Annotated in this window: 18 protein-coding genes; 16 read left to right on the forward strand and 2 right to left on the reverse strand. The window is 58.4% G+C overall.

The window, feature by feature from the left end; all coding sequences use genetic code 11:
• The 15 genes from atpH (at window position 1) to EDY99_RS21360 (ending at window position 15,945) form a co-directional block, all read left to right on the forward strand.
• Window positions 1-534 carry a F0F1 ATP synthase subunit delta gene (atpH, locus tag EDY99_RS21290; protein WP_025160298.1) on the forward strand — a complete coding sequence of 178 codons (534 nt, stop codon included), beginning with the start codon at window positions 1-3 and terminating at the stop codon, window positions 532-534.
• A gap of 12 nt (window positions 535-546) precedes the next feature.
• The gene (atpA, locus tag EDY99_RS21295) at window positions 547-2,088 is read left to right on the forward strand and encodes a F0F1 ATP synthase subunit alpha (protein WP_033652328.1); all 1,542 of its coding nucleotides are present in this window, start codon (window positions 547-549) and stop codon (window positions 2,086-2,088) included.
• Window positions 2,089-2,147: 59 nt separating this feature from the next.
• Window positions 2,148-3,011 carry a F0F1 ATP synthase subunit gamma gene (gene atpG / locus EDY99_RS21300; protein ID WP_004933811.1) on the forward strand — a complete coding sequence of 288 codons (864 nt, stop codon included), beginning with the start codon at window positions 2,148-2,150 and terminating at the stop codon, window positions 3,009-3,011.
• Between the two features lie 32 nt (window positions 3,012-3,043).
• Window positions 3,044-4,426, forward strand: a complete 1,383-nt coding sequence (gene atpD, locus EDY99_RS21305; RefSeq protein WP_004933813.1) for a F0F1 ATP synthase subunit beta — start codon at window positions 3,044-3,046, stop codon at window positions 4,424-4,426.
• 20 nt (window positions 4,427-4,446) lie between these two features.
• The gene (locus tag EDY99_RS21310; protein WP_004933814.1) at window positions 4,447-4,866 is read left to right on the forward strand and encodes a F0F1 ATP synthase subunit epsilon; all 420 of its coding nucleotides are present in this window, start codon (window positions 4,447-4,449) and stop codon (window positions 4,864-4,866) included.
• A 290-nt stretch (window positions 4,867-5,156) separates the two neighbouring features.
• Window positions 5,157-6,530, forward strand: a complete 1,374-nt coding sequence (gene glmU, locus EDY99_RS21315) for a bifunctional UDP-N-acetylglucosamine diphosphorylase/glucosamine-1-phosphate N-acetyltransferase GlmU (protein ID WP_123062051.1) — start codon at window positions 5,157-5,159, stop codon at window positions 6,528-6,530.
• 152 nt (window positions 6,531-6,682) lie between these two features.
• The gene (gene glmS / locus EDY99_RS21320; protein ID WP_033645156.1) at window positions 6,683-8,512 is read left to right on the forward strand and encodes a glutamine--fructose-6-phosphate transaminase (isomerizing); all 1,830 of its coding nucleotides are present in this window, start codon (window positions 6,683-6,685) and stop codon (window positions 8,510-8,512) included.
• 336 nt (window positions 8,513-8,848) lie between these two features.
• Window positions 8,849-9,889: a phosphate ABC transporter substrate-binding protein PstS gene (gene pstS, locus EDY99_RS21325; RefSeq protein ID WP_033645155.1), complete on the forward strand. Its 1,041-nt coding sequence runs from the start codon at window positions 8,849-8,851 to the stop codon at window positions 9,887-9,889.
• A 91-nt stretch (window positions 9,890-9,980) separates the two neighbouring features.
• Window positions 9,981-10,937, forward strand: a complete 957-nt coding sequence (gene pstC / locus EDY99_RS21330; protein WP_016929615.1) for a phosphate ABC transporter permease PstC — start codon at window positions 9,981-9,983, stop codon at window positions 10,935-10,937.
• Window position 10,938: 1 nt separating this feature from the next.
• The gene (gene pstA / locus EDY99_RS21335) at window positions 10,939-11,829 is read left to right on the forward strand and encodes a phosphate ABC transporter permease PstA (RefSeq protein ID WP_019455481.1); all 891 of its coding nucleotides are present in this window, start codon (window positions 10,939-10,941) and stop codon (window positions 11,827-11,829) included.
• A 54-nt stretch (window positions 11,830-11,883) separates the two neighbouring features.
• A complete protein-coding gene (gene pstB, locus EDY99_RS21340; RefSeq protein ID WP_016929614.1) occupies window positions 11,884-12,654 on the forward strand; it encodes a phosphate ABC transporter ATP-binding protein PstB in 771 nt (256 codons plus the stop codon).
• An 11-nt stretch (window positions 12,655-12,665) separates the two neighbouring features.
• Window positions 12,666-13,400 carry a phosphate signaling complex protein PhoU gene (phoU, locus tag EDY99_RS21345; RefSeq protein WP_004933833.1) on the forward strand — a complete coding sequence of 245 codons (735 nt, stop codon included), beginning with the start codon at window positions 12,666-12,668 and terminating at the stop codon, window positions 13,398-13,400.
• 168 nt (window positions 13,401-13,568) lie between these two features.
• The gene (locus EDY99_RS21350) at window positions 13,569-14,408 is read left to right on the forward strand and encodes an ABC transporter substrate-binding protein (protein WP_025304747.1); all 840 of its coding nucleotides are present in this window, start codon (window positions 13,569-13,571) and stop codon (window positions 14,406-14,408) included.
• A gap of 81 nt (window positions 14,409-14,489) precedes the next feature.
• Window positions 14,490-15,203, forward strand: a complete 714-nt coding sequence (locus tag EDY99_RS21355) for an amino acid ABC transporter permease (RefSeq protein WP_033645154.1) — start codon at window positions 14,490-14,492, stop codon at window positions 15,201-15,203.
• A 1-nt stretch (window position 15,204) separates the two neighbouring features.
• Window positions 15,205-15,945, forward strand: a complete 741-nt coding sequence (locus EDY99_RS21360) for an amino acid ABC transporter permease (RefSeq protein WP_033645153.1) — start codon at window positions 15,205-15,207, stop codon at window positions 15,943-15,945.
• On the opposite strand, the gene yieH is transcribed toward EDY99_RS21360, so the two are convergent.
• A complete protein-coding gene (gene yieH, locus EDY99_RS21365; RefSeq protein ID WP_004933845.1) occupies window positions 15,942-16,610 on the reverse strand; it encodes a 6-phosphogluconate phosphatase in 669 nt (222 codons plus the stop codon). The two genes, EDY99_RS21360 and yieH, sit on opposite strands and share 4 nt — an antisense overlap.
• A gap of 46 nt (window positions 16,611-16,656) precedes the next feature.
• Window positions 16,657-17,061, reverse strand: coding sequence for an NUDIX domain-containing protein (locus tag EDY99_RS21370; protein ID WP_033645151.1), 405 nt, complete (start codon window positions 17,059-17,061; stop codon window positions 16,657-16,659).
• Between the two features lie 235 nt (window positions 17,062-17,296).
• Here EDY99_RS21370 and EDY99_RS21375 point away from each other — a divergent pair, with 235 nt between their 5' ends.
• Window positions 17,297-18,634, forward strand: coding sequence for an NCS2 family permease (locus tag EDY99_RS21375; protein WP_033645150.1), 1,338 nt, complete (start codon window positions 17,297-17,299; stop codon window positions 18,632-18,634).
• The last annotated feature ends 7 nt before the right edge of the window (window positions 18,635-18,641 follow it).

An 18,641-nucleotide genomic window follows, 5' to 3' on the forward strand; every position in this document is an offset into this window, starting at 1 on the left:
ATGTCTGAATTTGTAACTGTAGCTCGCCCCTACGCCAAAGCAGCTTTTGACTTTGCCGTTGAGCACCAAAGCGTAGAGCGCTGGCAGGACATGCTGGCGTTTGCGGCTGAAGTCACTCGCAATGAACAGATTTCTGAACTGCTGTCTGGCGCGGTTGCGCCAGAAACGCTGTCCAAGACGTTCATCGCGGTTTGTGGCGATCGGCTCGACGAACATGGCCAGAACTTTATCCGTGTAATGGCCGAAAATGGACGTTTACTGGTTCTTCCTGCCGTGCTGCAGCAGTTCATCGAACTGCGCGCCTCGCTGGAATCCACCGTCGAAGTCGAAGTGCTCTCTGCGAGCGCGCTGAGCGACGAACAGCAGGCGAAAATCGCCGCTGCGATGGAAAAACGTCTGTCACGCAAAGTTAAGCTGAATTGCAAAATTGACAAGTCTGTACTGGCCGGCATCGTTGTTCGCGCCGGCGATATGGTGATTGATGGCAGCGTTCGCGGTCGTCTTGAACGCCTGACAGACGTCTTGCAGTCTTAAGGGGACTGGAGCATGCAACTGAATTCCACCGAAATCAGCGAACTGATCAAGCAGCGCATTGCTCAGTTCAATGTAGTGAGCGAAGCTCACAATGAAGGTACTATCGTTTCCGTCAGCGACGGGATCATCCGCGTACACGGCCTGGCCGAAGTTATGCAGGGCGAAATGATCGCGCTGCCTGGCAACCGTTACGCAATCGCATTGAACCTGGAGCGCGACTCCGTTGGTGCCGTGGTCATGGGGCCGTACGCGGATCTGGCCGAAGGCATGAAGGTTAAATGCACCGGCCGTATCCTGGAAGTTCCAGTCGGTCGTGGTCTGCTGGGCCGCGTCGTTAACACCCTGGGCGCGCCAATCGACGGCAAAGGCCCGATTGAAAACGACGGTTTCTCTCCGGTAGAAGCTATCGCCCCAGGCGTTATCGAGCGTCAGTCCGTTGATCAGCCGGTTCAGACTGGCTACAAATCCGTTGACGCCATGATTCCAATCGGCCGCGGCCAGCGTGAGCTGGTGATCGGTGACCGTCAGACCGGTAAAACCGCGCTGGCGATCGATGCGATCATCAACCAACGCGACTCCGGCATCAAATGCGTTTACGTGGCTATCGGCCAGAAAGCGTCCACCATCGCTAACGTGGTGCGCAAACTGGAAGAGCACGGCGCACTGGCCAACACCATCGTGGTGGTGGCGACCGCTTCCGAATCCGCTGCACTGCAATACCTGGCGCCATACGCCGGTTGCGCAATGGGCGAATACTTCCGTGACCGCGGTGAAGATGCGCTGATCGTGTACGATGACCTGTCCAAGCAGGCCGTTGCTTACCGCCAGATTTCCCTGCTGCTTCGTCGTCCGCCAGGTCGTGAAGCTTACCCAGGCGACGTATTCTACCTGCACTCCCGCTTGCTGGAGCGTGCAGCGCGCGTTAACGCCGAGTACGTTGAAGCCTTCACCAAAGGTGAAGTTAAAGGTAAAACCGGTTCACTGACCGCTCTGCCGATCATTGAAACCCAGGCGGGTGACGTTTCCGCGTTCGTTCCGACCAACGTAATCTCGATTACCGATGGTCAGATCTTCCTGGAATCCAACCTGTTCAACTCCGGTATTCGTCCGGCAGTTAACCCGGGTATCTCCGTATCCCGTGTTGGTGGCGCCGCGCAGACCAAGATCATGAAGAAACTGTCCGGTGGTATCCGTACCGCCCTGGCGCAGTATCGTGAACTGGCTGCGTTCTCCCAGTTCGCCTCCGATCTGGACGACGCGACCCGCAAACAGCTGAGCCACGGTCAGAAAGTGACCGAGCTGCTGAAACAGAAACAGTATGCGCCGATGTCGGTTGCACAACAGTCTCTGGTGCTGTTTGCCGCAGAACGCGGTTACCTGAACGACGTCGAAGTCGCCAAAGTGGTGAGCTTCGAAGCCGCGCTGGTGGCCTATGCGGACCGCGAGCACGCCGAACTGCTGAACCACATCAACCAAACTGGCAACTTCAATGATGAGATCGAGGGCAAGTTGAAAGACGTCCTCGAGACCTTCAAGAAAACCCAGTCCTGGTAACGCCGAACGGTCCTGCTGTTGAAAGACAGCAGGCCGTCTGGCACTGAGGAGAAGCAGAGATGGCCGGCGCAAAAGAGATACGTAGTAAGATCGCTAGCGTGCAAAACACGCAAAAGATCACTAAAGCGATGGAAATGGTCGCCGCCTCCAAAATGCGTAAATCGCAGGATCGCATGGCGGCCAGCCGTCCTTATGCAGAGACCATGCGCAAAGTGATTGGTCACCTTGCGTTAGGGAATCTGGAGTACAAGCACCCGTACCTGGATGAGCGTGACGTTAAGCGCGTCGGGTATCTGGTGGTGTCTACTGACCGTGGTCTCTGCGGCGGCTTGAACATCAACCTGTTCAAAAAGCTGCTGGCGGAGATGAAAGCCTGGTCCGAAAAAGGCGTCGAAACCGATTTGGCGCTGATTGGCTCTAAAGCGGCCTCTTTCTTTGGTTCCGTGGGCGGCAACGTGGTTGCCCAGGTGACCGGCATGGGGGATAAACCTTCCCTGTCGGATCTGATCGGGCCGGTGAAAGTGATGCTGCAGGCCTACGACGAAGGTCGTTTGGACAAGCTGTACATTGTCAGCAACAAATTTGTTAATACGATGTCCCAAGAGCCGCAGGTGCTTCAGCTGCTGCCGTTACCGCCAGCCGATGACGAAGAGCTGAAGAAAACGCCTTGGGATTACCTGTATGAACCGGATCCAAAAGTGCTGCTTGATACCTTGCTGCGCCGCTATGTGGAGTCGCAGGTTTATCAGGGCGTCGTGGAAAACCTGGCCAGCGAGCAGGCCGCACGAATGGTCGCGATGAAAGCCGCAACCGATAACGGCGGTAGCCTGATCAAAGAGCTGCAGTTGGTATACAACAAGGCGCGTCAGGCCAGCATCACTCAGGAACTCACCGAGATCGTTTCGGGAGCCTCCGCGGTTTAAGCTAGGTTTACGAATTACGTAGAGGATTCAAGATGGCTACTGGAAAGATTATCCAGGTAATCGGCGCCGTGGTGGACGTCGAGTTCCCTCAGGATGCCGTACCAAAAGTGTACGACGCCCTTGAGGTAGAAAACGGCACCGAAAAACTGGTGTTGGAAGTTCAGCAACAGCTGGGCGGTGGCGTGGTTCGCTGTATCGCAATGGGGACCTCCGACGGTCTGCGTCGCGGTCTGAAAGTGAACAACCTGGACCACCCGATTGAAGTGCCGGTGGGTAAAGCTACCCTGGGCCGTATCATGAACGTATTGGGTCAACCCATCGACATGAAAGGCGACATCGGCGAAGAAGAGCGTTGGGCGATTCACCGCGCGGCGCCAAGCTACGAAGAGCTGTCCAGCTCCCAGGAACTGCTGGAAACCGGTATCAAGGTAATGGACCTGATTTGTCCATTCGCCAAGGGCGGTAAAGTCGGTCTGTTCGGCGGTGCGGGCGTAGGTAAAACCGTAAACATGATGGAGCTGATCCGTAACATCGCGATCGAGCACTCCGGTTATTCCGTGTTTGCGGGCGTGGGCGAGCGTACTCGTGAGGGTAACGACTTCTACCACGAAATGACCGACTCCAACGTTCTGGACAAAGTATCCCTGGTTTACGGCCAGATGAACGAGCCACCAGGTAACCGTCTGCGCGTTGCGCTGACCGGTCTGACCATGGCGGAGAAATTCCGTGACGAAGGCCGTGACGTTCTGCTGTTCGTTGACAACATCTACCGTTATACCCTGGCCGGTACCGAAGTGTCCGCACTTCTGGGCCGTATGCCATCCGCGGTAGGTTATCAGCCGACGCTGGCGGAAGAGATGGGCGTTCTGCAAGAACGTATCACCTCGACCAAGACCGGTTCCATCACTTCCGTACAGGCCGTTTACGTTCCTGCGGATGACTTGACTGACCCGTCTCCAGCCACCACCTTTGCGCACTTGGACGCAACCGTGGTACTGAGCCGTAACATCGCTTCTCTGGGTATCTACCCGGCCGTTGACCCGCTGGATTCCACCAGCCGTCAGCTGGATCCGCTGGTTGTTGGCCAGGAGCACTACGACGTAGCGCGTGGCGTGCAGTCCATTCTGCAACGCTACCAGGAACTGAAAGATATCATCGCGATCCTGGGTATGGACGAGCTGTCTGAAGAAGACAAACTGGTCGTATCCCGTGCGCGTAAGATCCAACGCTTCCTGTCTCAGCCGTTCTTCGTGGCAGAAGTCTTCACCGGTTCTCCGGGCAAGTTCGTATCGCTGAAAGACACCATCCGTGGTTTCAAAGGCATTATGGACGGCGACTATGACCACCTGCCGGAGCAGGCGTTCTACATGGTTGGCACCATTGAAGAAGCAGTGGAAAAAGCCAAGAAACTGTAACGCCTTGAGAGGAGGGTGATATGGCTATGACTTACCATCTGGATGTAGTCAGCGCGGAAAAACAGATGTTTTCCGGCCTGGTGCAGAAGATCCAGGTGACAGGCAGCGAAGGTGAACTGGGGATCTTCCCTGGCCATGCGCCGCTGCTGACTGCCATCAAGCCTGGCATGGTGCGTATTGTTAAGCAGCACGGTGAAGAAGAGTTCATCTACCTGTCCGGCGGCATCCTCGAGGTGCAGCCGAGCGTGGTTACCGTGCTGGCGGACACTGCTATCCGTGGTACTGACCTCGACGAAGCGAGAGCGTTGGAAGCTAAGCGTAAAGCTGAAGAACACATTCGCAGCTCTCATGGCGATGTCGACTATGCTCAGGCATCCGCTGAACTGGCGAAAGCGATCGCAAAACTGCGCGTTATCGAGCTCACCAGAAAAGCGATGTAATGTTTGGGTGCAGAGCACCCAACTTTAAGAAAGCGGCCTATAGGGTCGCTTTTTTTTTACTTTAAAATAAGTATTTCAGCCCGGCGTAGAAAGTGGTATGTAACCCTGATATCCAGGGTGGAGCCGTCGCCAATCACCGACAGTTTTTTCGTCCTGAAGCCTAATTGGACATGATGGTGGCAGGCCAAGCGCTGCGCGGCCTGCGACGGTTTCGTGATGAGAAATATGTAGTAATATCGTCGCTAAACGGTTTTACTTTCGTCTATCAAAATGGAGTTATCAGGTTGCTTATGTCGAACAGCGCAATGAGCGTGGTTATCCTCGCCGCAGGCAAGGGTACGCGCATGTATTCCGATCTTCCCAAAGTGTTGCATCCGTTGGCCGGCAAGCCGATGGTGCAACACGTCATTGATGCCGCGATGAAACTGGGCGCGCAACATGTACACCTGGTATACGGCCATGGCGGCGATCTGCTGAAAAGCACGTTGACCGAAGGCGCGCTGAACTGGGTGCTGCAGGCCGAGCAACTGGGCACTGGCCATGCGATGCAGCAGGTGGCGCCGCATTTTGCCGACGATGAAGACGTGTTGATGCTGTATGGCGACGTGCCGTTGATCTCCGTCGATACGCTCACGCGCCTGTTGGCGGCCAAGCCGCAGGGCGGCATCGGCCTGCTGACGGTCAAGCTGGACGATCCGAGTGGCTATGGCCGCATCGTGCGCGAGCAGGGTGACGTGGTGGGCATCGTCGAACACAAGGACGCCAGCGAAGCGCAGCGTCAGATCAATGAGATCAATACCGGCATCCTGGTGGCGAATGGGCGCGATCTGAAGCGCTGGCTGGGGATGTTGAACAACGACAACGCTCAGGGCGAGTTTTACATCACCGATATCATTGCGTTGGCGCATGCCGACGGCAAGAAAATCGAAGCCGTGCACCCATCGCGTTTGAGCGAAGTGGAAGGCGTGAACAACCGACAGCAGCTGGCGACCCTGGAGCGCGTGTTCCAGTCGGAACAGTCTGAAAAACTGCTGCTGGCCGGCGTAATGCTGTTGGATCCGGCGCGTTTCGACCTGCGCGGTGAACTTGTTCACGGCCGCGACATCACTATTGATGCGAATGTGATTATCGAAGGTCACGTCAAGCTGGGCGACCGGGTGAAAATCGGCGCCGGCTGCGTGCTGAAAAACTGCGTGATCGGTGATGACTGCGAGATCAGCCCTTACAGCGTCCTGGAAGACAGCGTGCTGGAAGCCGCCTGCTCCGTTGGGCCGTTCGCCCGCCTGCGCCCTGGCGCGGAGCTGGCAACAGGGGCCCACGTCGGCAACTTCGTGGAAATGAAAAAGGCGCGATTGGGCAAAGGCTCCAAGGCCGGTCACCTCAGCTACCTGGGCGATGCCGACATTGGAGATGACGTGAATATCGGCGCCGGCACCATCACCTGCAATTACGATGGCGCCAACAAGCACAAGACGCTGATCGGCGATGGCGTGTTCGTCGGTTCCGATACTCAGCTGGTGGCGCCGGTGTCGGTCGGCAAAGGGGCCACCATTGCCGCCGGCACCACGGTGACGCGAGATATCGCCGAAAACGAACTGGTGCTGAGCCGCGTCAAGCAGGTGCACATTCAGGGCTGGCAGCGCCCGGTGAAGAAGAAGTCATAGTGTGTTTTGCGTTGGGCTCCATTCACGAGCCCAATACAAAACATAATAACCCCCACCATCTACAGGCTCGGGGGACGCACGGTAAAACCGGCAAAAATCAGGTCAAGGCATCGAAAACGCCCATAAAAGGCGTTCATTAGGAATATAACCGAATGTGTGGAATTGTAGGCGCAGTAGCGCAACGTGATATCGCAGAAATTCTGCTGGAAGGTTTACGTCGTCTTGAGTACCGCGGTTACGACTCCGCCGGTCTGGCGGTGGTCGACGATCAAGGCAACGTCAGTCGCCTGCGTCGCGTAGGCAAGGTGCAAAAACTGGCCGAAGCGGCGGAGCAGACCGATCTGCACGGCGGCACCGGCATCGCTCACACCCGTTGGGCAACGCACGGTGAACCGACCGAGGCGAACGCGCACCCGCATGTTTCCGACTACATTACCGTGGTGCATAACGGCATCATCGAAAACCACGAGCCGCTGCGCGAACTGCTGATCGAACGCGGTTACCGCTTCAGCTCCGAAACCGACACCGAAGTGATCGCGCATCTGGTGCACTGGGAACAGCTGCAGGGCGGTACGCTGCTCGAAGTGGTTCAGCGCGTGATCCCACAGCTGCGCGGCGCTTACGGCACCGTGGTGATGGACAGCCGCGATCCGAGCGTATTGGTCGCGGCGCGCTCCGGCAGCCCGCTGGTTATCGGCCGCGGCGTCGGGGAAAACTTCATCGCTTCCGATCAGCTGGCGTTGCTGCCGGTCACCCGCCGCTTCATCTTCCTGGAAGAAGGCGATGTGGTGGAGGTGACTCGCCGCACCGTCAACATCTTCGACAAACAGGGTAACGCCATCGAGCGCCCTGAGATCGAATCCCAGGTGCAGTATGACGCCGGCGACAAGGGCGCTTACCGCCACTACATGCAAAAAGAGATTTACGAACAGCCGCTGGCGCTGAAAAACACCCTGGAAGGGCGTTTCAGTCATGGCCAAATCAACCTGAGCGAGCTGGGCCCGCACGCCGACGAGCTGCTGGCCAAGGTGCAGCACGTGCAGATCATCGCCTGTGGGACTTCTTACCACTCCGGGATGGTGGCGCGTTACTGGTTCGAAGCGCTGGCCGGCGTGCCGTGCGATGTCGAGATCGCGTCCGAATTCCGTTACCGCAAATCGGCGGTGCGTCCGGGCAGCCTGATCATCACCCTGTCGCAGTCCGGCGAAACCGCCGACACGTTAGCGGCGCTGCGTCTGTCCAAAGAGCTGGGTTATCTCGGTTCGCTGGCCGTTTGTAACGTTGCGGGGTCTTCGCTGGTGCGCGAATCCGATCTGGCGTTGATGACCAAAGCGGGCACGGAAATCGGCGTTGCTTCGACCAAAGCCTTTACCACGCAGCTCACCGTCCTGTTGATGCTGGTGGCGCGCCTGGGCCGTCTGAAAGGCATGGCGGAAAGCGTGGAGCAGGAGATTGTGCACGGCCTGCAGGCGCTGCCGGCGCGTATTGAGCAGATGCTGTCGATGGATAAAGAGATCGAAGCGCTGGCGGAAGGTTTCTCGGACAAACATCATGCGCTGTTCCTCGGCCGCGGCGATCAGTACCCGATCGCCATGGAAGGGGCGCTGAAGCTGAAAGAGATCTCCTATATTCACGCTGAAGCCTATGCGGCGGGTGAGTTGAAACACGGCCCGCTGGCGCTGATCGACGCCGATATGCCGGTGATCGTGGTGGCGCCGAACAACGAACTGCTGGAAAAGCTGAAGTCCAACATTGAAGAAGTGCGCGCGCGCGGCGGTCAGCTGTACGTGTTCGCCGATCAGGACGCCGGCTTCGTCAGCAGCGAAGGCATGACCATCATTCCTCTGCCGCACGTTGAGGAAATCGTGGCGCCGATCTTCTACACCGTGCCGTTGCAGCTGCTGTCTTACCATGTGGCGCTGATCAAGGGCACCGACGTTGACCAGCCGCGCAACCTGGCGAAGTCTGTCACCGTAGAGTAATTTGCCGCAGGTAAACTGCAAAAGCCGGCCTTCGCGCCGGCTTTTTTCATGAGTGACCTTAAAGATGACAGCGCGACCGATTCGGCGATAAACATTGTCATATTCAAGCGGATAGGCCGTGCCCAAACGGTTTTTTTGTTGTTTGGCAATTGCGCTATTTTTGATTTAATTGATTGATTTTTAAATAAACAAACCCCATTCAAATGCACTGTAATATAACTGTCATATTGCGTACATTTTTCTGTCACCAAACTGTCCTATTTTCCCTCCTGCAGCAATACTTACTCTGATTAAAACGACTCGACGTCGATTTTAAGTATCCCATTAGGAGGGATTATGAAACTGATGCGTACCACCGTCGCCAGTATTGTGGCAGCGACCTTCTCCCTGACCGCCGTGTCCGCGTTCGCTGCTGCCAGCCTGACCGGTGCAGGTGCGACATTCCCCGCTCCGGTTTACGCCAAGTGGGCAGATTCTTATCAGAAAGAAACCGGCAACAAAGTTAACTATCAGGGCATCGGCTCCTCTGGCGGCGTGAAGCAAATCGTGGCCAACACCGTTGACTTTGGCGCTTCCGACGCCCCGCTGTCTGACGACAAACTGGCGGCCGATGGCCTGTTCCAGTTCCCGACCGTGATCGGCGGCGTGGTGCTGGCTGTGAATATCCCGGGCATCAAATCCGGCGAACTGACGCTGGACGGTAAAACCCTGGGCGATATCTACCTGGGCAACGTCAAAAAGTGGAACGATCCGGCTATCACCAAGCTGAACCCAGGCGTGAAACTGCCTGACCAGAACATTGCCGTGGTGCGCCGCGCCGACGGTTCCGGCACCTCGTTCGTGTTTACCAGCTACTTGTCCAAGGTGAACGCGCAGTGGAAAGAGAAGATCGGCGCCGGTTCTACCGTTAACTGGCCGACCGGTCTGGGCGGCAAAGGCAACGACGGCATCGCCGCCTTCGTTCAGCGTCTGCCTGGCTCTATCGGCTACGTAGAATACGCTTACGCCAAGCAGAACAACCTGGCTTACACCAAGCTGGTGTCCGCCGACGGCAAACCGGTCAGCCCGACCGAAGAGAGCTTCAGCAACGCCGCCAAGGGTGCGGATTGGAGCAAAACCTTCGCTCAGGATCTGACTGACCAGAAAGGCGACAACGTGTGGCCAATCACCTCCACCACCTTCATCCTGGTGCATAAAGAGCAGAAAAACCCTGCTCAGGGCGCCGAAGTGCTGAAGTTCTTCGACTGGGCCTACAAAACCGGCGGCAAGCAGGCTAACGAACTGGATTACGCCACCCTGCCGAAAGAAGTGGTTGAGCAGGTGCGTGCGGCCTGGAAAACCAACGTAAAAGACAGTTCAGGTAAAGCGCTGTACTAACAACGCAGGGGCGCGGGTTCGCCGCGCCCCACACAGTTCTTCAGGCTCCGATCCCGGTTGGGGCTGCCAGGGTTCAAACAGAGAGTAATCTATGGCTGAGTACAAGCCGACCATCAAAGCACCGGGCAAAAACGGTGACATCATTTTCAGCGCGCTGGTGAGACTGGCTGCGCTGATTACCCTATTGTTGCTGGGCGGCATCATCGTTTCGCTGATCTTCGCCTCCTGGCCAAGCATGCAGAAATTCGGCTTCGCCTTCCTGTGGACCAAAGAGTGGGATGCGCCGGCGGAGCAGTTCGGCGCGCTGGTGCCTATCTACGGCACCGTGGTCACCTCGCTCATCGCGCTGATTATCGCCGTGCCGGTGAGTTTCGGCATCGCGCTGTTCCTGACCGAACTGGCGCCGAACTGGTTGAAGCGGCCGCTGGGCATCGCCATTGAGCTGCTGGCGGCCATCCCGAGCATCGTCTACGGCATGTGGGGCCTGTTCGTGTTCGCCCCGCTGTTCGCCGAATATTTCCAGACGCCGGTGGGCGACGTGCTGTCGGGCATTCCTATCGTCGGCGAGCTGTTCTCCGGCCCGGCCTTCGGCATCGGCATTCTGGCCGCCGGGGTGATCCTGGCTATCATGATCATTCCTTACATCGCCGCGGTGATGCGCGACGTGTTCGAGCAGACGCCGGTAATGATGAAAGAGTCGGCCTACGGCATCGGCTGCACCACCTGGGAAGTCATCTGGCGCATCGTGCTGCCGTTCACCAAAAACGGCGTCATCGGCGGCGTGATGCTGGGTCTGGGCCGAGCGCTGGGGGAGACCATGGCGGTAACCTTTATCATCGGCAACACCTACCAGCTCGACAGCGCTTCGCTGTACATGCCGGGCAACAGCATCACCTCGGCGCTGGCCAACGAATTCGCCGAAGCCGAGTCCGGCGTGCACACCGCCGCACTGATGGAGCTGGGCCTGATTCTGTTTGTTATCACCTTTATCGTGCTGGCGCTGTCGAAACTGATGATCATGCGTCTGGCCAAGAATGAGGGGCGTTAACATGGCGACGATGGATATGCAAAACGCAGTCGTTCTGGCGGAAAGCCGCCGCAAAATGCAGGCCTGGCGCCGCCAGAAAAACCGCCTCGCGCTGTTCCTGTCGATGGCGACCATGGCGTTCGGGCTGTTCTGGCTGATCTGGATCCTTATCGCCACCGTGACCAAAGGCTTCGACGGTATGTCGCTGGCGCTGTTCACCGAGATGACCCCGCCGCCGAACACCGCGGGCGGCGGCTTGGCCAACGCCATCGCCGGCAGCGGGCTGTTGATCCTGTGGGCGACCATCTTCGGCACGCCGCTGGGCATCATGGCCGGTATTTATCTGGCGGAATACGGACGTAAATCCTGGTTGGCGGAAGTGATCCGCTTTATCAACGATATTCTGTTGTCCGCACCGTCGATCGTGGTGGGCCTGTTCGTTTACACCATTGTGGTGGCGAAGATGGAACACTTCTCCGGTTGGGCCGGCATCGTGGCGCTGGCGCTGCTGCAGGTGCCGATCGTCATTCGCACCACCGAGAACATGCTGAAACTGGTGCCGGATACGCTGCGCGAGGCCGCTTATGCGCTGGGCACGCCGAAATGGCGCATGATTTCCGCCATCACGCTGAAGGCGTCGGTGTCCGGCATCATCACCGGCGTGCTGCTGGCGATTGCGCGCATTGCGGGGGAAACGGCGCCGCTGCTGTTCACCTCGCTGTCGAACCAGTTCTGGAGCACCGACCTGATGCAGCCGATAGCCAACCTGCCGGTGACCATCTTCAAATTCGCCATGAGCCCGTTCGCCGAATGGCAACAGCTGGCCTGGGCCGGGGTGCTGTTGATCACCCTGTGCGTACTGTTACTGAATATCCTGGCGCGCGTGATTTTCGCCAAGAAAAAGCATTCATAAAATTTTGAGCGCCGCTTTGGCGGCGCTGATGAAAAGAGAGAAGTCTTGATGAGTATGGTTACTGACGCTTCCAGCAGCAAAATTCAGGTACGCGATCTGAACTTCTACTACGGCAAATTCCATGCGCTGAAGAACATCACGCTGGATATCGCCAAGAACAAGGTCACCGCGTTTATCGGCCCATCCGGCTGTGGCAAGTCCACCCTGCTGCGCACCTTCAACAAGATGTACCAGCTGTACCCGGAACAGCGTGCGGAAGGCGGCATTCTGCTGGACGGCCAGAACATCCTGACCGACAACTCGGATATCGCGCTGCTGCGCGCCAAGGTCGGCATGGTGTTCCAAAAGCCGACGCCGTTCCCGATGTCGATTTACGACAACATCGCCTTCGGCGTTCGCCTGTTTGAAAAGCTGTCGCGCGCCGATATGGACGAGCGCGTGCAGTGGGCGCTGACCAAAGCGGCGCTGTGGAACGAAACCAAGGACAAGCTGCACCAGAGCGGCTACAGCCTCTCCGGCGGCCAGCAGCAGCGTCTGTGCATCGCCCGCGGCATCGCCATTCGTCCGGAAGTGTTGTTGCTGGATGAGCCTTGCTCAGCGCTGGATCCGATCTCCACCGGCAAGATTGAAGAGCTGATCAGCGAGCTGAAGGCTGATTACACCGTGGTGATCGTGACGCACAACATGCAGCAGGCGGCGCGCTGTTCCGACTCTACCGCATTTATGTATCTGGGCGAGCTGATCGAGTTCAGTGATACTGATAACCTGTTCACTGCGCCGCAGAAAAAGCAGACTGAAGATTACATCACTGGCCGTTATGGTTGATAGGAAGCATCATGGATAACCTGAATTTAAACAAACACATTTCCGGCCAGTTCAACGCAGAGCTCGAGCATATCCGCACCCAGGTGCTGACCATGGGCGGGCTGGTGGAGCAGCAGCTGACCGACGCCATCACCGCGATGCACAATCAGGATGGCGAGCTGGCCAAGCGCGTGATCGAAGGCGACGCCAAGGTCAACATGATGGAAGTGGCGATCGACGAAGCCTGCGTGCGCATTATCGCCAAGCGCCAGCCGACCGCCAGCGATCTGCGTCTGGTGATGGCGATCATCAAAACCATTTCTGAGCTGGAACGCATCGGCGACGTGGCGGACAAGATCTGCCGCACCGCGCTGGAGAAGTTCTCGCACCAGCACCAGCCGCTGCTGGTCAGCCTGGAGTCGCTGGGGCGCCACACCGTTCAGATGCTGCACGACGTGCTGGACGCGTTCGCGCGCATGGATCTGGACGAAGCGATCCGTATTTACCGTGAAGATAAAAAGGTCGACCAGGAATACGAAGGCATCGTACGTCAGCTGATGACCTACATGATGGAAGATTCGCGCACCATTCCGAGCGTGCTGACCGCGCTGTTCTGCGCCCGTTCTATCGAGCGTATCGGCGATCGCTGCCAGAACATCTGCGAATTTATCTTCTATTTCGTCAAAGGACAGGATTTCCGTCATTTGGGCGGCGACGCCCTGGAAAAGCTGCTGTCTCCGGGCGGTAAAGACGAAAAAGACGACTAACCCTTTCCGGGTAATATCCTTCCAAGGCGCGGTTTCCCGCGCCTTTATTCCATCTTAAGCTCGTAAAGATAAAAAGGTTATAAATATAGCTTTTTATATTATTTCCTGACCTATGTGGCGCTTGCTAGCTTATCCGCCAGCAGGACATCAACCACTTAGGAGCTTTCTATGAAACATCGCGCTTTGGCCTTAACGTTGTTAGCCAGTCTGACCGGTTTCGCCGCCGGCGCCGCGCACGCGGACAAACTTGACGATATCAAGCAAGCCGGCGTGGTGCGCATCGCGGTGTTCGACAGCAACCCGCCGTTCGGCTACATCGATCCGCAGAGCAAGAAGCTGGTGGGCTACGATGTGGATGTCGCCGACGCGATCGGCAAAGCGCTGGGGGTGAAAGTGGAGCTGCGCGCCACCAACCCGGCCAACCGCATTCCGCTGCTGGTGTCGAAGAAGGTTGACCTGATTGCCGCCAACTTCACCATTACCGACGAGCGCGCCAAGGAAGTGAACTTCAGCGTGCCGTACTTCGCCACTGGCCAGAAATTCATCGCCCGCAAAGGCGTGTTGAAAACGCCGGAAGACATCAAGAAGCTGCGCATCGGCGCGGATAAGGGCACGGTGCAGGAAATCACCCTGCGCGAGCGTTTCCCGACGGCGAAAGTGATCTCCTACGATGATACCCCGCTGGCGTTCGTGGCGCTGCGTAACGGCAACGTGCAGGCGATCACTCAGGACGACGCCAAGCTGGTCGGCCTGCTCGGCAACCTGCCGGCGGCGCAAAAGGCGGAGTTTGAAATTTCGCCGTTCAGCCTGACCAAAGAGTATCAGGGCGTCGGCATTCCCAAGGGTGAAGATCGCCTGACCGCCGCGGTGAACGAGACGCTGATCAAGCTGGAAAAAGACGGCGAAGCGGTTAAGATTTACGATCGCTGGTTCGGGCCGGAAACCAAATCCGCTCAACCGCGCGGCGATTTCAAAATCGCGCCTTTGGATCAGCAACCAAAAGCCTGACTTAACCGCTTGCGGTGAGATAGGCACGGAGGGGCGCAGCTTGCTGCGCCCCTGATGCATTCTGCAAGACAAGGATTGAACATGAACCTGGACTGGCTGCTGGCGCCGCAATACCTGAGCTGGCTGTGGCACGGTTTTCTGCTGACGCTGTGGCTTTCCGCCTGTGCGGGGCTGGCGGCTACGCTGCTGGGCTTTGTGCTGGCGGCGATGCGCGACAGCAGCCTGCGGCCGTTGCGCTGGCTGGCGATGGGGTACAGTTCGCTGTTTCGCAATACGCCGCTGCTGGTGCAGCTGTTCTTCTGGTACTTCGCCGCCGGGCAGATCCTGCCGTCCGCCGCCATGCAGTGGCTGAACAGCGCCCATCAGGTTGGCCCGCTTGAGTGGCCGTCGTTCGAGTTTCTCGCCGGTTTCTTCGGCCTGACGCTGTACTCCACCGCCTTTATCGCCGAAGAGATCCGCTCCGGTATTCGCGGCGTCGCCGGCGGGCAGAAATATGCCGCTCAGGCGCTGGGGCTGACCGGCTGGCAGGCGATGCGCTATGTGGTGCTGCCGCAGGCGCTGAAAATCGCGCTGCCGCCGCTGCTGGGCCAATACATGAACGTGATCAAGAACTCGTCGTTGACCATGGCGATCGGCGTGGCCGAACTCTCTTACGCCTCGCGTCAGGTCGAAACCGAAACCCTGCGCACTTTCCAGGCGTTCGGCGTGGCGACGGTACTGTATATCGCCATCATCGCGCTGCTGGAAGGCTGGGGCATGTGGCGACAACAGCGTAAACCGCTGGGAGGGCATTGAGATGGATTTCAGCGTGATTCACGACAACCTGGGCTACCTGCTGTGGGGCACCTGGCCGGATGGGCCGCTGGGCGGCGCGGCGCTGACGTTGGCGATAAGCCTGATGGCCGGGGTCGCCTCGGCGGTGCTCGGCACCCTGCTCGGCGTGGCGCTGGCGATGTCGCGCGGCATCGCCGCCGGGCTGCTGGCGGCGGTGTTGGGCTTTTTCCGCGCCATTCCGGTCATCATGCTGATCTTCTGGACCTATTTCCTGTTGCCGATGGTGTTTGGCGTCGAGATCCCGGAAATCACCACCGTCGTGTGCGCGCTGGCGCTGATCGCCTCGGCCTATCTGGCCCATGCGGTGAAAGCCGGCATCGCCGCGATCGGCCCTGGCCAGTGGCAGGCCGGGCTTTCTCTGGGGCTGACCCGCTGGCAGACGCTGCGCATGATCGTGCTGCCGCAGGCGCTGCGCATGATGGTGCCGTCGTTCATCAATCAGTGGATTTCTCTGATCAAAGACACCTCGTTGGCTTATATCGTCGGCGTTGGCGAACTGACCTTCCTGGCGACCCAGGTCAACAACCGCAGCATGGTCTACCCGATGGAAGTCTTCCTGTTCGTGGCGCTGGTCTATTTCGTGTTCTGCCTGGCGCTCGATCTGCTGGCCAACGCGGTCAACCGCCGCTTCGGCGCGCAAACCCGCGGCCTGAAGCGCTCCTGGCGCTGGTGGCGCAACAAGCCGCCGTTGCCGGCCAGTTAATCGGCCGTCAGCCGCCAGCCGCGTTCGCGCCACAGCGCGGGCAATTGAGCCAGGTCGTCAAACGTTGTCACCAGCGGGTGGTCGATCGGCGGGTTATGCGGATCGGCGCAGAAGTAAAAGACCGGGATGCCGGCATTGATGCCGGCCTGCGCGCCGGCGGGCGAATCGTCCACCAGGATGCAGCGCGTCACCGGCACCTGCATCTGTTCGGCGGCGTGAAACACGATCGCCGGGTCCGGCTTCCAGCGCTGAATGTCATAGCCGCTGAACAACCGGTCATCAAAATAAGGCAGCATGCCGGTCAGGCCGAGCGAGTGCTGCATCTTGCTGACCGGCCCGTTGGAGACGGTGCAGACTGGCACCGTCACCTGCGCCAGCAGCTCGCGGGCGCCGGCAATCTGTTGCAGTTCGCTGTCGAACAGCCGCGCCACTTCTTGCCGATACAGCGGCTCCAGCGTCTCTTTTGCCAGGTCCGTGCCCTGCTCGGCGTTGACCCGATCGATGATCTCGTACAGCTTCACCCCTTTGTATTTCTTGAATACCTCTTCCAGCGACAGATGAATGCCGTAGCGGGCGAACATATGGACATAGGCTTTGCTGCACAGCACTTCGCTGTCCACCAGCGTGCCGTCGCAGTCGAACAAAATGCAGTCAATCTGATTCATGCGGGACAGGTTCCTTCGGGTTAACGCCGCTGAGGCCGCTCAGCGATCACTTGATCAGGCTACGCGCCTTGAGATCGTGCAAAATCAGCGCGGCGACGTGTGAACACTGCGGCAGATCGCGGCTGTCGCACCACTTCAGCTCGGCGATTTCGGCGGCCGGCTGCAACTGCCCGGTAAAGTCGGCCTGGTAGCAACGAATGCGCACCTGAGTGCCGTCCTGCTTGCCGTCCGCCGGGCCGGTGAACTCGCCGTAAAACGCGATGGATTGCGGCTGCAGCGCAACGGTCAGCTCTTCGTCGATTTCGCGGCACAGCGCCTGCTCATCGGTTTCACCCGCTTCGCGCTTTCCGCCCGGTACATAAAACAGCGTCTTGTTGTGCGAGCGCACCAGCGCCACTTTGTCATCTTTCAGCGCGATCAACGCGAGCTTATCGATAAAGGTCGAAGACATGCGGGTTCCTGTTTTTTTAGCGGGTAGGGTAAGAGATGCGATAGGCCATTTTATCGGCCGTGTCGGCAAACGGCAACGCGGCGGGCTGTGATGGAGAATGAATGCCTGTAAATACAAGCCGTTGACGCGTTTAGCCGTAAAGACGGCGAAAAAAACCTGTGACCGGCGTCAAAAGCCCCATTTTTTGTTATAGGATAGCCGGCGACTGTCCATTCCCATTTTCGGAATTCTGATAATGACCAAACCAGTATCTGGCCTTGACGCTGAGCAAGGCTTGCTTGGGCGCGTGTTTAAACTCAAGCAACATGGCACGACGGCGCGTACGGAAACGATTGCCGGTATCACCACTTTCCTCACCATGGTGTATATCGTGTTCGTTAACCCGCAAATTTTGGGCGCGGCGGGCATGGATACCCAGGCGGTATTTGTCACCACCTGTTTGATTGCCGCCTTCGGCAGCATCTTTATGGGCCTGCTGGCGAACCTGCCGGTGGCGTTGGCGCCGGCGATGGGCCTGAACGCCTTCTTCGCCTTCGTGGTGGTCGGCGCGATGGGCATCTCCTGGCAGGTGGGCATGGGCGCCATCTTCTGGGGCGCGGTCGGCCTGCTGCTGCTGACCATTTTCCGCATTCGCTACTGGATGATCGCCAACATTCCGGTCAGCCTGCGGGTCGGCATCACCAGCGGCATCGGTCTGTTCATCGGCATGATGGGGCTGAAAAACGCCGGCATCGTGGTGGCCAACCCGGACACGCTGGTGGCCATTGGCAGCCTGACCTCGCACAATGTGCTGCTGGGGGCACTCGGCTTCTTCATCATCGCCGTGCTCTCTTCGCGCAACTTCCACGCGGCGGTGCTGGTATCGATCGTGGTCACCACCCTGATCGGCTGGATGCTGGGCGACGTGAAATACGGCGGCCTGTTCTCCTTGCCGCCGAGCATCACCTCGGTAGTGGGCCAGGTCGACGTGGCCGGCGCGCTGAACATCGGGCTGGCCGGGGTCATCTTCTCGTTTATGCTGGTGAACCTGTTCGACTCCTCCGGCACCCTGATCGGCGTCACCGATAAAGCCGGTTTGACCGACAATCAGGGCAAGTTCCCGCGCATGAAGCAGGCGCTGTACGTTGACAGCATCAGCTCGGTGGCCGGTTCGCTGGCGGGCACTTCTTCCGTAACCGCTTACATCGAAAGCTCATCCGGCGTCGCCGTGGGCGGCCGCACCGGTTTGACGGCGGTGGTCACCGGCCTGCTGTTCCTGCTGGTGATCTTCCTGTCGCCGCTGGCGGGTATGGTGCCGGCGTATGCCGCCGCCGGCGCGCTGATCTACGTCGGCGTGCTGATGACCTCCAGCCTGGCGCGGGTGAAATGGGACGATCTGACCGAAGCGGTACCGGCGTTTGTCACCGCGGTGATGATGCCGTTCAGCTTCTCGATCACCGAAGGCATTGCGCTCGGCTTTATCTCCTACTGCGTGATGAAGCTCGGCACCGGCCGCTGGCGTGAAATCAGCCCGTGCGTGGTGGTCGTGGCGCTGCTGTTCGTGCTGAAGATCGTCTTCGTCGACGGCCATTGACAGCCAA

Origin of the sequence: Serratia sp. LS-1 (assembly GCF_003719595.1) — a bacterium.
GTDB lineage: Bacteria > Pseudomonadota > Gammaproteobacteria > Enterobacterales > Enterobacteriaceae > Serratia > Serratia ureilytica.